Here is a 12,532-nt window from a genome sequence, read left to right on the forward strand (position 1 = left end):
TCTATGGACCTCTGAATTTCTCATCATTCAGTGCAACGCCAACCGCCGCCTCGGCCAACGGCGCCATCACCGCATAGCCCTTCGCCGTAGGATGCACGCCGTCCTCCGCCAACTGCGGGTCCAGTCCGCCGATCGCATTGGCCATCGGCGTGTAGTAGTCCAGATAGACCAGCTGCTGTGCATCGGCATAGCGCTTCAATGCCGTGTTCAATGCACGCACCTTGGGCGCAGGTGCTGTGCCCGGCAGCCACGGGTAATCGCTGACCGGCAGCACTGATGCCAGCACTACGGCGATGCCATGTGCACGGGCCAGGTCCACCATCGCGTGCAGGTTGTCTTCGATCATCGCCTGCGTGGATGGGCCGGTGTTGCCTGCCATGTCGTTGGTGCCGGCCAGGATCACCACCACCTGTGGCTTCAGTGCCAGCACGTCCTGCGGGAAACGCACCAGCATCTGCGCCGTGGTCTGGCCGCTGATGCCGCGGTTGAGCCAGCCCTTGCCGGGGAAGAAACCGGCACTGCCTTCCCTGCCCCAGCCCTCGGTGATGGAGTCACCGAAGAACACCACGCGCGGCTGGCCGGGCACCGCATCAGGTAGGCGCGCATTGGCATCACGATAGCGTTGCAGCTCCGGCCAATCGGCCAGGCGCTGCTGCATGAAGCGCACTTCGTCGGGGTGTAGCTGGTCGATGGGCGTCTGCAGCAGCGGGTTGACTGCGACGGCCTCAGCGGCGCCCAGCGGAGAAGCCAACGCGAGGCCCAACGTCACGACAGTGGCAGTGGCAAGCTCAACAGGTCCACGCATGCGGGTACTCCAGAAATCATCTTCAGCAGTCTAACGCCCCACCCTGTGCTCAGCGTGCAGCCGTACGCGCCGCCACACCCGTGACTTTCGCCGGCATCCACATACCCGGCGTCCAGCCGCTGGCGGCCAGGATCGCCTTCGGGTTGTCCTGCTGGATCAGCGCACGCACCGCGTCACGCTTGTTCTTGGCCTGCAGGTAATAGGCCTTGGCGATGCGGTATCCCACCCAGTACCCGAGGTCATAGGGCTCCTGCGAACCGGGCTTGTAGTTGTACAGCCACGGCGACAGATCGGTGCTGTCCAGATCCAGCGCGAATGCGCTTTCGATATGCACTTCCCGACCACGGGTCCAGGCCGCATGGCGCCCGTTGCCGACGTTGCCGGAAATCAGTTCGGCGATGAACTCAGCAATGCCCTCGCCCAACGAAACACGCAGCACGGTCGCATGCGGGTCGCCCGGCTCGAAGTCGGTCAGGCCGGTCTGCTGGATGTGCACGTACTCGTGTGCGATCACATGCACGAAGCGGTCCTGCACATTGGGATTCATGAAATCGGCTGCGCACAGCGCTTCCAGGCCGATGATCACGCCGCTTTTCGAGGTCAACCCTACCGGACGACCGCGGCCGACGGCGATGGTCACCGGCGGAAACGCAGCCTGCGGATAGATGGCCTGCAGGTTGGAAAACACCTGCGTCAGACGTTGTTTCACCGCCGGCAGTTCGGCCAGGCAGCTTCGCCCCTGCACATACAGCTCCGGCTGGCTGGCGATGGACTCGGCAATGCGCTCGGGGGTGACCCGGCGTGCCTTGGCCAGCTCGGCCAGGCCCGCCGAACCCTCGGCCATGTAGCCACGCAACTGCGCAACGCTGGGTTTTCCACCTGCGTTGTCGTACAGCGCGTAGAAGCGGCTGACATCGTCAGTGACAATCTGCGGCCCGGCCGGTGCCGCCGCCGTGGCCATGCCAACCACCCCGGCACAGGCCAGGGCCAACAGGCCGCGCAGGATCATGGACATCGCTCCGTCCTTGGTGGAGTGCATGCGAAGCGCGCAATCTATCACTCCGGCCCGGCCGCCGCAGCAAGCAGATGCGGGCACCCCGGCGCTGTGCCAGACTCGCGTTGGCACCTGCCACGGAAGATAGAGCACCCCGCGATGATGATCGTTCCCGCCTACTGGGCCGAAGCCCGCCTGCAGGCCCGTTTCCGTGGCCGGCCGGTGGTGGTGCGCCGCTTCGGCTGGTCCGACGAAGGCCCTGCCGAGGCGCAGGTGCACGCCGACCGCCGCGCCAATGAAGCCCTCAATGCCATCCTCGCCGGACAGGTGCTGCCGCGTCGCGAAGTGCGCAGCAACTACGGCGTGGAAGGCGTGCCGATCCGCGAGCAGATCGTGCAGCGCGACGGCGACGTCGTCATCACCCGCAACAGCTATGGCGCACTGTGCCTCAACAGCCCGGACGTACTGTTCGCCGACATCGACCATGCGCAGCCGCCAGCCGGCTGCGTTATGCCGGCCATCGTTGCGGCGGTCGTGCTGCTTGCCAGCGCCGTCACCGGCACGCTGCTGTGGCATTGGCTGGTGGGACTGGTGCTGGGCGTGGCGGCGGTGGTTCTGGTCAATGCGGCATTGCTGATGCGCCGCAGGCAGCGGCTGGCCGCCGCCGGGGGCGCCGAGGGGTTGGCGCTGCGACGCGTGGAAGCCTTCAGCGAACAACACCCCCACTGGCATCTGCGCGCCTACCGGACGCCCGCGGGACTGCGCGTACTGGCGATGCATGCCACGTTCTCCCCGGAGGACGAGCAGCTGCAGGCATTCTTCAAGGCACTGGGCACCGATACCCTGTACGCGCGCATGTGCCGGCTGCAGCATTGCTTCCGTGCGCGACTGACACCGAAGCCGTGGCGCGTCGGCCTGAAGTACCGCATCCGCCCGCCAGTGGCCGCGTGGTCATCCGAACAGGCCAACAACCCGGATCGATTGGCCTGGATTGCCGAGTACGAAAAGAAGAGCGCCGGCTTCGCAGCCTGCGCTTATCTACGCAGTTTCGGCGATACCACCCGGGTGCATGCCAAGGCCGAGCACGTGCGCGACCTGCATGACGGGTTATCCCACGCGCAGGACCGCCTACCGCTGGCGTGAGGGCGGGTGCTCAGTCAGCGCTCTGCACGAACGGCTGCCCTGCCAGGGTAGTGCCCAGCCGCACCGCGATCTGTTGACCGTCCTTTTCGAAGGTCGTCGCACACTGCTTTCCGTCCTTCTGGCATCCGACTTCCGGAAAGCCCTCCAGCGACTCCGGCGCGCCCTGCGCAGGTTTCGCCTGCCAGCCTGCAGCATCCAGCAGGCGCTTGGCCTTGGCGTAAGGCATGCCGGCGACAATGCCCAATTGCATCAGCTCAGCAGGAAACGACTGAGCATATGCCGTTGAAACCAGGGCCAACGACAACGTTGCAGCAAGGAGAATGGCTTTCATTGCACCGACCTGGAACGAGCGATCAGGTTCAGCCTAGACCATTTGCGTGGCGTGCGAATGTGCCGGTAACACGTCGTTACCGAGTCTCCACAGTTGATTGCAGAGCATCCATGGATGATCAATCTTCCGTTTCCTAGCGCAGGGTTCCACAACGCAGCGCCTCCAAGGCAAGGTCGCCGCGTAATCTGTTCTGAAACCAAGCGATCTTGAAGCGTTCGCGTGTGGGTTCTCCCGCAGGTAGCAGCCCCATCAATGCATCGCTCAACGCCGGACGCCACTCTTCCTGAGCACCTTCCAGAACCTGCTGATCGAAGTCCGCCGACGACAGGCGCTTCCAAGGCAGCATCATCGTGTGCTGTGAGGTGGACACCAAGACGGTATCCGGGTGGCCCAGCCGGGATACGACCACGGTCATGATGGGATAGTCATCGGTCCGGAGACTGTTGAAGTGTTCTGCAACGCGCTCCTGCAAACCCTGCCCGGCCAGAGCTTGCCGTGCCCAGGCCTGCTGCTGGGCAAACGAACATCTGGCCGGAGGCATGCTGCGCAGCTCCGGATCCAGCTTGAGTATCGCGGGCCGGTCCAGCTGCGAAGTGATCAGATCCACCGTGGCGTCCCTGGTCAACGGTGCTGCCCGCAGCGCGGCCTCGAACGCTGACAGCGCGCCGAACGGCAGAAGCTCCGGCAAACGCGGCTGGACGTCGGGCGCATCAACCACCTGTACACGGGTGGTCAAGCCATAGGCATCACGCCGGATGACCCAGCGCTCAGATACAGAACCCCAACCAGACCAGTCGTACGTCACGTGCACGCTCATCCGGGGCTGCACCGCCATTGCCACGGGAGAAACCAACAACGTGGCCAGTACCAACATCCATGCCTTCATGAGACTTTCCTATCTCTGTCGAACAGCAGCCGAGCATGGCGCGGCTCTACAGGATGCAGGAAGGCCGCCCGAAGGCGGCCTCGTGCAAAGCAGTCGAGCTCGCAAGACGCTACTTGGCGTTCTTCACGTAGGTGTCGAACCAGTTCAGCATCTCCGACACCAGCTGCTCGTTGGACTCCAGCGCGGTGTACCAGTGCGGTTCGTTCGGCAGCATCACCAGGCGGGTGGTACCGCCGTTGCCACGAATGGCCTGGTACAGCTTGCGCGACTGGAACGGTTCGGTGCCCGGGTTGGCATCGTCCTCACCGTGCACCAGCAGCAGCGGCAGCTTGATCTTGTCGGCATAGAAGAACGGCGAGGCCTTCAGGTACACGTCCTGCGCCTGCCATACCGAGCGACGCTCGTTCTGGAAGCCGAACGGGGTAAAGGTCTTGTTGTACGAACCGCTGGTCGCCACACCGGCCTTGAACAGGTTGGTGTGCGCGATCAGGTTGGCGGTCATCAGGCCGCCATGGCTGTGACCGGTCACGCCGATGCGGTTGCGGTCGACCACGCCCATGTCCACGGCCTTGTCCACCGCTGCCTTGGCGTCGGCTTCCAGCTGCTCCAGGTAGGTATCGTAGGCGTTCTTCGGGTCACCCACGATCGGGAACGAGGCGTTGTCGATGATCGCGTAGCCGGCCAGCAGCATCAGGCGGTACGGCTGCAGGCGGGTGAAGGTCTGCTGCGAACCGGACACCTGGCCGGCCTGCGCGGCATTGGCGAAGTCGGCCGGGTAGGCGTACAGGATCGCCGGCACGCGCTGGCCCTCCTTGTAGCCCGGCGGCGTGTACAGGGTGAACGACAGGTCCACGCCATCGGCACGCTTGTAGGTCACCAGCTGCTTCTTGATCTGGCGCACTTCCGGGGTCGGGTCGACCAGTTTGGTCAGCGCGGTCGCGGTGGACGCGAACTGCGCCTCGCCGGTCTTCGCATCGGCCACTGCCTCCCCCTGCTGGCGGATGAAGGCGTTCGGCGGATCGATCACCGACTGGTGCCAGGTCAGGTAGCGCCCCGGCGTGTTGCTGAAGCCGAGGAACTGTTCGTAGGCGTCGGCACTGCTACGGAACAGGCGCTCGCTCTTCAGCGTGCCCAGGTCCAGGCGGTCCAGGAACGGACGATCGCCCTGCGGCGAGGCGCCACGGCCGCTGAGGAACACGTGGTTGCCCTCACGGCGCACGACCTGCGCGCCATTCGGCAGGCGGGTAAACACCAGGTTGCCGGGGTTGCCGTACAGCTCATCGCTGGACATGTCCCACAGCAGGCGACCTTCCTTCTTCGGCTGGTCCACATCCACGATGCGGGTCTGCATCCAGTGGCGGTTCTCGTCGTTCTCGTACTGGAAGGCTACGGCCGGATCGGCGGTCCACGCGAAGCCCTCGAATCGCTGCGCGGTACGGGTGATCTCGGTCGGCTTGCCGTTGAACGGGGCCTTCAGCATCAGCACGCGGTCACGGTGCGGCACGCTGACTTTCCAGTCGCCCTTGTCCAGCGCTTCGGCATAGACCAGGGTCGCCGGATCGGTGGCTCGCCAGTCGAAACCGCGCGGGCCTTCCGGTACGCCGTGCACCGGCACGCGATCCGCCAGCGGCAGGCTGGCGATCGGCGTGCTGCGGCCATTGCTCACGTCCAGTACGGCCACGTCGTTGGCGAAGCGCTGGTAGGTCACCGCATGTGAGTACGGCGCCTTGATCGATTCGGTCAGCACGTGCACGCCGTCGGGCGCGGCGCTGACCTCGTTGAACAGCGCAGGCTGCCCCACCGGGCGCACGCTGCCCGCGGCGGTATCGACCACGGCCAGCTGCGAAGCGCCGTAGTAGGCGAACAGCTTTTCATCATGCACGCTGGTCAGCGTGTCGCGGGCTTCGTAGGTGCTGCTCTCGCCACTGCTGCCCAGCGATTCCTGCGCATCCGGACCGGTCGGCACGCCACCGTTGGACGGCGCCGGACCCTGATTGGCCGGCACCAGTTTCACCAGCAGGTTCTGGCTGCCGCCCAGCCACTGCACGGTGTAGCCGAAGATCGGATTCAGCTGCACGTTCGGCACCTGCTTCACCTGGCCGGTGGCCGCATCGCCCACCCACAGCTGCACGCTGGTATCGACCGCATTCTGGAAGGCGAAGTGGCTGCCATCGGCCGACCACAGCGCGCCGGTGGCGCAGCCCTGCGGCAGGTTGACCTTGGTCTCCTTGCTGCTGCCGATATCGACCAGGGTGAAGTCGGCCACGCAGGCCGGAATACCGTAGCCGCCGGGGGTGTCATGCCGACTGCGGTTCTTCGGCTCCAGCCGAACGCCGGCCAGCTTCAGGTACGGCTGGGCGACGCGGCTGATCGACGGATAGGTCTGCGCGGTGGTCAGCAGCAGGCGCTGGCCGCCCGGGGCCACGTTCGGTGCTGGCGGCGGCGGTGCCTTCAGCACCTTGAGCAGGTGCTCCGGCGGCTTCGCGTAATCGGCAAGCGCCGGGCCAGCGGCCAGCAGGCCGACGGTGGCAACGGCAACGGCCGCTGCCAGAGAGGTTCGACGGATCAGCATCCTTATCCCCTGGGGTGTGAATGGGTACCCGGAATCGGGCATGGCCCAGAATCTAGCACCGCAGGGGTTGTCGTGAATGGGCCGGAAGGGCTAGTGGCCGGATGGGGCAAAGTGCATCGGAGAACAGGCCGCGGGGCACTCAAGAAAGAACTGAAGCTGGCTCCAGGCAACGATCTACTGCCACTTCACGGGAGAGATGGCTCCTTTAGCCACGATTCCCGGCCCCCGATTTTCCTGTCCGGCTGCCCTTGCGGCGCCTAGCATCAACAACACCCCTACCCCGTCGGCAGCACAATGATCCTCCGGAAAATCTACCTTTACCTCGATCCCGACGAGTTCCCCAAGGAAGTCGCCATACCTTTCGGCTTCAGGTCGCGATACGCGTGCAATTTCCTGGAAAGGAGGCTTAAACCCCTTCGATTTCATTCAGCTGGATTCAACAGGATTATTATTCAAGGATCAGCACTTCAAACCAGTGTAAAGATCGTCAAGGGCTCGAATGCAATCAGCTCACCAGTACCATTCCAGATCGATCGCTACGAAAAATTAAACAACAACGATCGCCACGAATTCTACCTTTCAATGATCGAGCGTGGACTCAATACAGTCTCCCTTCACCACCCCATTCCGACACCGGAACTAACGGAAGCAATCGACCTTTTCAGAAATTCCGGATATAAAAACGAATGGACGCACCAAACTAAATATTATAGAGAAGACGGACTCCGGGCATCGCTTCTATGCAGGCTCACGCCGGATTCATTCTCGCTCACCCTCAACGTGACCCAGGGCCGCGAGATCATATTTGAAAACACAATACTTGAAACAAAACCCGATGAACTCATATTCGCAGATCAATTCAAGAGCCTTGAACGGCACAAAGACAGCATCATAGTGAGAGACAAATTCGGAAATATTTTTTACCAGACACCAAATATATAGGCATGCCGATGCATGCAGAAAAACTCAAAATCACCATCAAATGAAAGAACAGCCACTACGTTGTTCTTAAACCCAAAGAAGACCTTTTCACCATTGCCCATATGCGCAACCGACCGGTGATGTGCTTCTTCAACATCTGCTCAAGCGAAGACACCCGGGATTCCCCTGATCTGAGCCAAAGTTGCCCGTTGTTCCAAGCGTTCGCCGGCATGGTGGTGACGTCACACTGGCTCCCGTAATCAAGCACAGCCTCTTCGTCGAAGAAGACCGGGAAGCAATCGAACGGTTCGAGCTGACCCACATGCGGGGAAGTCACGACCTGCAGGACAGGCCTATTCGACATTTCATCACCCGGGTAGATCGGGACGACCTCAAATTCGAGGTGTTTCCCGATCTTTGGCCGGATCGACAGGCAATAAGCCCCCTGACACGCAGATTGCCCGAGTGGCTGCGCTAGCCGTCGGTGTGTCCAACGGGCAATCCGCTCCCAGTGCCAGGCTTGGCTTGGCCTGGCACTACTGCTGGGCGTGCAGGTCCCAGGCGGTGAGATAGTCCGGGTCGACCACGATCATGCCGCTGTTGCTCATCCGGTACTCTCCCGGCTGGGCCGGCAGGTACTGGTCGAGCATCGGCGGCAGGTAACGCTCGTGGCCATCGTTCTCGTCGGCCAGCACCACGCCTTCATCGGCACTGATGCGCAGCACCGTTCCCGCGTACTGCTCCAGTCCCTGCACCTGGCCGTCGCCGCCGTAGCGGGTCACCCCGACCAGCACCAGTTTTCCGATCATTTCCTCGACCTTGGCATCGTCCAGGGCCGGCAGCATTCGTTCGTATTGGTCGCTCATCGGTGCACCTCCAAAGCCTGCAGGATTTTCATGGACAAGCCAGCCTCCGCGCTGCGAAGGCCATCGGGCAACGCAGAGGACAATCTGGCGGGCGTATGTCTGTATTGCAGGGCCGGCAAGAGCATGCCGGGACCGCATCGGGTGAACAGTTGCAGATGCTGTGGGTGGCGGCCATCCGTGCCGGCAAAGTGGCCGTATCAGACCAGGGTCAACACCACGCGTTGCATTGCATGCAGGGTAAAGCGTGACAGCTGCGCAGTTGTTGCATGACGGCCTCCTGTTGAAGGTCACACGCGAAGTTGATGCTCCATGGACCCGATGCTGACATCGCGCGCGGAATGATCAAGTGAAGAATGCGCACCCGTTCACCTTTTGTAACGCATTCGGGTGCCTCGATTACGCTTAACCTCTGCTTCATCCGGCTGGCCCTAGGGTCAGCCTTCAATCTGCAAGGAACGCACATGCCCCGGTACGCATTCATACGACCGTGGACGCTCGCACTTTCAGCGGCCACGCTCTGCGCCTGCGCACATGCCGCCGACCGCACGCCGACTTCTCAAGGAACCGACACCATGGCCCCCGCCGTATCCGAGACCACCTCACCCTCCCCGCTCAATGCCGAGCAGTTGCTGCTGCGCCTGTTGGACCTGATCAAGGCCACGACCTCCACCCGCGAGCTCACTGCCGAGCGCCTATCCGCGGCAATGCAGGCGCCGGCGCAGGTCTTCGGCCCCGGCCACTTCGGCTATGGCGGCACGCTGACACCGGAATGGGGCTATGGACTGGAAGTGCAGCGGGCCGGCACTGCCGACGCGCGGCTGGACCTGAACTTCATGGACACCAGCAGCGATCGCAAGGCCTCGGCTGCGGCGATCTGCCAGGTCGACTTCAACCACTTCGCTTCCGCACTGGATGCCGCCGGCTTCAAGCGCGAGACGGTGCGCGGCGAACACGGCCGGGTGATCTACGACCGCTTCGATCGACCGCAGCTGAGCATCAAGGTCGACACCATGCCCGAGAACCCTCACGCCCTCGGCGACGCCACGCATGCCTGCGTGCGTCTTGTCACCGTGCAGTAAGGGGAGCCATCAATGACGATCCTTTCCGCAGAAACGGAACGCCTGCTGGGCGAGTTCGCCGGCAAGACCGACGTCACCAGCGACCAGGTCGACAACCTGCGCAGCGTCATCGCGGGCTCGCCCGTGCTGGCAAAGCAGGTGGACGCCGCCATCGCGGCAGGCTACCTGGAACGCTTCGAACTGTTGCCCGCCACAAGCAACGCGGGTGGCACCTACGAGACCGGCACGAAATCCATCAACCTGCCCGCCAGCAGCTTGTCGACCCCGTCGGCCCCGGACAGGTTCGACGCGGCCGAGGTTGCCTTTGTGCTCGGTCACGAGATCCAGCACGGCTTCAACGACGCTGATGTCGAGCGCGCCTACGTGCAGTTCGAAGCCGACGTGGAGCAGGTCGCGGGCCGTACAACGAGCCATGATTACACCGAGGCCATCGGCACCCTGCTCGCGGCCAACCGCCGCGATGAGGCTTCTTCGAACATCGCAGGCTGGAATGCGCTGGTCAGCCAGGTACGTGCCAACAACCCGGACGCTACCCTGCGTGACCTGTATGAAGCCAGCACCCGCTCGACAGATGTCATCCAGTCGCGACCCGGCCCGCCGATCACCTATGCCCCGCACCCGGAGCTGACCCTCAATGCGGACCTGACCATCTCCCCCACCGCAGCCAACATCGAGGGAATGGCCAGGCACTATTACGATCAGGGCGTCAGCACCGGCCTGGGCCATCATGGGAATTCGGACTACCAGAATTTCTACGGCGCCCTGGCGATCGGACTGGCCAGCGAATTCGAGGCCGCGAATCCAGCGCCCGATGGCGTCAGCCGGATGGAAGTGAACATGAAGAAGCTGGGCCTGGACGAGCACCTGCTGGAGCAGAACGGGCTCAACCTCGGCGAGGGCTCGCCCCCGCGCCAGCCCTACTTCGATACCAGTACCTCGCCGTCGACGCTGCGTTACTTCGACCACACTGAGGGCACGCATACGCATGTGCCGATCACCACACAGCATGCGGTGGAGGGCGATGGCTTACCGACGCTGCTTGCGGAAGGCCGTGACCGTTCGCTGCACGAGCAGATCCGCGGCAAGGTAGCTGAGCTGGATGCTGCCAACGGACGCAGTTTCGATGCGTCCAGCGAGCGCCTGAGTGCCAGCCTGCTGGTGCTGGCCCGCGAAAACGGCCTGGACCGGGTCGACCATGTGGTGCTCAGCCGCCAGACCGAGGGTGCGGGCGCAGCGCAGAACATCTTCGTGGTGAAGGGGCCGCTGGATGATCCGGCCTCGCTGCGCGCCTCCTCACCCACTGCCGAGGCCGCACAACGCCCCGTGCAGGACAGCCTGGATACGCTTGCCGTGGTCAACCAGCGGCAGGCCGATCAGGCCACGCAGGAACAGGTCCGCGTGCAGGAGCAGCAGCGCGGCGCGCTGACGCACTGACGGGGAACGACATGGAGCCGCCGGGACGCGCCCGGCGCTCCCTTGGCGGCACCCACGCTAGAATGCGCGCATGCGCACCGTACATGCCCTCCGCTACATCACCCCCTTGCGGGAAGGTGGCTCCCTGCCGGCCGTGGTCGAGACCGACGACGACGGCATGGCCGTGCTGAAGTTCCGTGGCGCCGGCCAGGGCCCGAAGGCGCTGATCGCCGAGCTGATCGCCGGCGAGATGGCGCGCACGCTCGGCCTGCCGATTCCGGAAATCCTGTTCGTCGAGCTGGACCGCGAGTTCGCCCGCACCGAGCCCGACCCGGAGATCCAGGAGCTGATCCGCGCCAGCGAGGGTCTGAACCTGGGTCTGGACTACCTGCCCGGCGCGATCAACTACGACCCGGCAGCGATGCCCGTGGATGCTGACCTGGCCTCACGCATCGTCTGGTTCGATGCGTTCACCAGCAATGTCGATCGCACCACGCGCAATCCCAACCTGATGGTGTGGCATCGAAAGCTGTACCTGATCGATCACGGCGCGGCGATGTACTTCCATCACGACTGGGCCAACGCCGGCGATGCCTGCGAGAAGCCCTTCGTGCTGATCCGCGACCACGTGCTGCTGTCGTTCGCCAGCCGCATCGCCGAGGTGGATGCCGAGCTGGCCGCGCGCCTGACCGATGCCGAGATCGAGCGCATCGTCGGCCTGGTGCCGGACAGCTGGCTGGTGGACGAACCGGCGTTCGACAGCCCGCAGGCCTACCGGCAGGGTTATATCAACTACCTCAAGCACCGCCTGAAAGTGCGTGCGGTGTTCGTGCAGGAGGCCATCCGTGCCCACGCTGCACACGTATGACTACGCCGTCATCCGCGTGGTACCGCGGGTGGAGCGCGAGGAATTCATCAACGTCGGGGTGATCGTCTCCTGTCCCGGCGCGCGTCATCTGGAAGCGGCCATCGAGATCGATCCGGCACGCCTGCACGCCTTCGCGCCAGCGCTGGACCAGGAGGCGCTGCAGCCATGGCTGGATGCGATCGTGGCGATCTGCCGCGGCGATGCCAGCGCCGGGCCGATCGCGCAGCTGCCGGCGCGCGCACGCTTCCATTTCCTCACCGCCAAGCGTAGCTCGGTGGTGCAGATGTCGAGCACGCATGTGGGCCGCACGGCCGATCCGGCGGGTGTGGTGGAACACTTGATGACGAAGATGGTGCGGGTGCCGCGCTGACGCGCCCGTCTCTCACTTCCTGGCGCGCGCCCTGTGCCAGGCAATGAGCGCACAGGCTGCTGCAGCGGCAATCAACACCCACCCGGCTGCCGCTTGTCCATGCAGGTAGCCTTGTGCATACGCAGCACTGGCACCTTCGCTGGCCATGGCCGGAACACCCTTGAGTATCACGTGCACCCCACGCAGCAGCAGCACCATGCTGGCGACCAGACACACCACGGGAAGGAGTCGGCTCATGGCCCGATTCTGGTCCGCCACCTGCCCCAGCGTCAACATCGCTGCGG

General features: G+C 63.8%; 13 protein-coding genes. 6 read left to right on the forward strand and 7 right to left on the reverse strand.

Annotated features, from left to right (window positions below; genetic code table 11):
* Position 1: 1 nt before the first annotated feature.
* Both ACZLIB_RS14770 and ACZLIB_RS14775 read right to left on the reverse strand, forming a co-directional pair.
* Positions 2-805 carry an SGNH/GDSL hydrolase family protein gene (locus ACZLIB_RS14770; protein ID WP_478468016.1) on the reverse strand — a complete coding sequence of 268 codons (804 nt, stop codon included), beginning with the start codon at positions 803-805 and terminating at the stop codon, positions 2-4.
* A 49-nt stretch (positions 806-854) separates the two neighbouring features.
* Positions 855-1,820: a DUF2268 domain-containing putative Zn-dependent protease gene (locus ACZLIB_RS14775; protein WP_032127700.1), complete on the reverse strand. Its 966-nt coding sequence runs from the start codon at positions 1,818-1,820 to the stop codon at positions 855-857.
* A 138-nt stretch (positions 1,821-1,958) separates the two neighbouring features.
* Here ACZLIB_RS14775 and ACZLIB_RS14780 point away from each other — a divergent pair, with 138 nt between their 5' ends.
* Positions 1,959-2,942, forward strand: a complete 984-nt coding sequence (locus tag ACZLIB_RS14780) for a hypothetical protein (RefSeq protein WP_132810441.1) — start codon at positions 1,959-1,961, stop codon at positions 2,940-2,942.
* Positions 2,943-2,952: 10 nt separating this feature from the next.
* Here ACZLIB_RS14780 and ACZLIB_RS14785 read toward each other — a convergent pair whose 3' ends face one another.
* From ACZLIB_RS14785 to ACZLIB_RS14795, 3 genes are all read right to left on the reverse strand, one after another.
* Positions 2,953-3,273: a hypothetical protein gene (locus ACZLIB_RS14785; protein ID WP_132810442.1), complete on the reverse strand. Its 321-nt coding sequence runs from the start codon at positions 3,271-3,273 to the stop codon at positions 2,953-2,955.
* A gap of 133 nt (positions 3,274-3,406) precedes the next feature.
* A complete protein-coding gene (locus ACZLIB_RS14790) occupies positions 3,407-4,159 on the reverse strand; it encodes a hypothetical protein (protein WP_478468017.1) in 753 nt (250 codons plus the stop codon).
* Between the two features lie 109 nt (positions 4,160-4,268).
* Positions 4,269-6,731: a S9 family peptidase gene (locus ACZLIB_RS14795; RefSeq protein WP_182266378.1), complete on the reverse strand. Its 2,463-nt coding sequence runs from the start codon at positions 6,729-6,731 to the stop codon at positions 4,269-4,271.
* A gap of 294 nt (positions 6,732-7,025) precedes the next feature.
* On the opposite strand from ACZLIB_RS14795, the gene ACZLIB_RS14800 reads away from it, so the two are divergent.
* Entirely contained in the window at positions 7,026-7,673 is a 648-nt protein-coding gene (locus ACZLIB_RS14800; protein WP_152906901.1) for a hypothetical protein, read from the forward strand.
* Positions 7,674-8,188: 515 nt separating this feature from the next.
* Here the strand turns inward: ACZLIB_RS14800 and ACZLIB_RS14805 are convergent.
* Positions 8,189-8,518, reverse strand: a complete 330-nt coding sequence (locus ACZLIB_RS14805) for a hypothetical protein (protein ID WP_006376346.1) — start codon at positions 8,516-8,518, stop codon at positions 8,189-8,191.
* Positions 8,519-9,090: 572 nt separating this feature from the next.
* On the opposite strand from ACZLIB_RS14805, the gene ACZLIB_RS14810 reads away from it, so the two are divergent.
* The 4 genes from ACZLIB_RS14810 to ACZLIB_RS14825 all read left to right on the forward strand — a co-directional run bounded on the left by ACZLIB_RS14810 (position 9,091) and on the right by ACZLIB_RS14825 (position 12,248).
* Positions 9,091-9,597, forward strand: coding sequence for a hypothetical protein (locus ACZLIB_RS14810; protein WP_239669774.1), 507 nt, complete (start codon positions 9,091-9,093; stop codon positions 9,595-9,597).
* 12 nt (positions 9,598-9,609) lie between these two features.
* Positions 9,610-11,031, forward strand: a complete 1,422-nt coding sequence (locus ACZLIB_RS14815; protein WP_478468019.1) for an XVIPCD domain-containing protein — start codon at positions 9,610-9,612, stop codon at positions 11,029-11,031.
* Between the two features lie 70 nt (positions 11,032-11,101).
* On the forward strand, positions 11,102-11,878 hold the full coding sequence (locus ACZLIB_RS14820) for a HipA family kinase (RefSeq protein WP_049422090.1): 777 nt from the start codon (positions 11,102-11,104) through the stop codon (positions 11,876-11,878).
* On the forward strand, positions 11,856-12,248 hold the full coding sequence (locus ACZLIB_RS14825; RefSeq protein ID WP_049400180.1) for a DUF3037 domain-containing protein: 393 nt from the start codon (positions 11,856-11,858) through the stop codon (positions 12,246-12,248). Before ACZLIB_RS14820 ends, ACZLIB_RS14825 begins: the two co-directional genes overlap by 23 nt.
* 12 nt (positions 12,249-12,260) lie before the next feature.
* Here the strand turns inward: ACZLIB_RS14825 and ACZLIB_RS14830 are convergent, their stop codons facing one another.
* Entirely contained in the window at positions 12,261-12,485 is a 225-nt protein-coding gene (locus ACZLIB_RS14830; RefSeq protein ID WP_125892069.1) for a hypothetical protein, read from the reverse strand.
* Positions 12,486-12,532: the final 47 nt, after the last annotated feature.

The organism is Stenotrophomonas sp. 220_Sma (assembly GCF_056487375.1).

Excerpts from the sequence above, each read along its gene's own strand:
- ACZLIB_RS14770 (WP_478468016.1), bottom strand. The coding sequence starts at position 805 with ATGCGTGGACCTGTTGAGCTTGCCACTGCCACTGTCGTGACGTTGGGC.
- ACZLIB_RS14775 (WP_032127700.1), bottom strand. The coding sequence starts at position 1,820 with ATGTCCATGATCCTGCGCGGCCTGTTGGCCCTGGCCTGTGCCGGGGTG.
- ACZLIB_RS14780 (WP_132810441.1), top strand. The coding sequence starts at position 1,959 with ATGATGATCGTTCCCGCCTACTGGGCCGAAGCCCGCCTGCAGGCCCGT.
- ACZLIB_RS14785 (WP_132810442.1), bottom strand. The coding sequence starts at position 3,273 with ATGAAAGCCATTCTCCTTGCTGCAACGTTGTCGTTGGCCCTGGTTTCA.
- ACZLIB_RS14790 (WP_478468017.1), bottom strand. The coding sequence starts at position 4,159 with ATGAAGGCATGGATGTTGGTACTGGCCACGTTGTTGGTTTCTCCCGTG.
- ACZLIB_RS14795 (WP_182266378.1), bottom strand. The coding sequence starts at position 6,731 with ATGCTGATCCGTCGAACCTCTCTGGCAGCGGCCGTTGCCGTTGCCACC.
- ACZLIB_RS14800 (WP_152906901.1), top strand. The coding sequence starts at position 7,026 with ATGATCCTCCGGAAAATCTACCTTTACCTCGATCCCGACGAGTTCCCC.
- ACZLIB_RS14805 (WP_006376346.1), bottom strand. The coding sequence starts at position 8,518 with ATGAGCGACCAATACGAACGAATGCTGCCGGCCCTGGACGATGCCAAG.
- ACZLIB_RS14810 (WP_239669774.1), top strand. The coding sequence starts at position 9,091 with ATGGCCCCCGCCGTATCCGAGACCACCTCACCCTCCCCGCTCAATGCC.
- ACZLIB_RS14815 (WP_478468019.1), top strand. The coding sequence starts at position 9,610 with ATGACGATCCTTTCCGCAGAAACGGAACGCCTGCTGGGCGAGTTCGCC.
- ACZLIB_RS14820 (WP_049422090.1), top strand. The coding sequence starts at position 11,102 with ATGCGCACCGTACATGCCCTCCGCTACATCACCCCCTTGCGGGAAGGT.
- ACZLIB_RS14830 (WP_125892069.1), bottom strand. The coding sequence starts at position 12,485 with ATGAGCCGACTCCTTCCCGTGGTGTGTCTGGTCGCCAGCATGGTGCTG.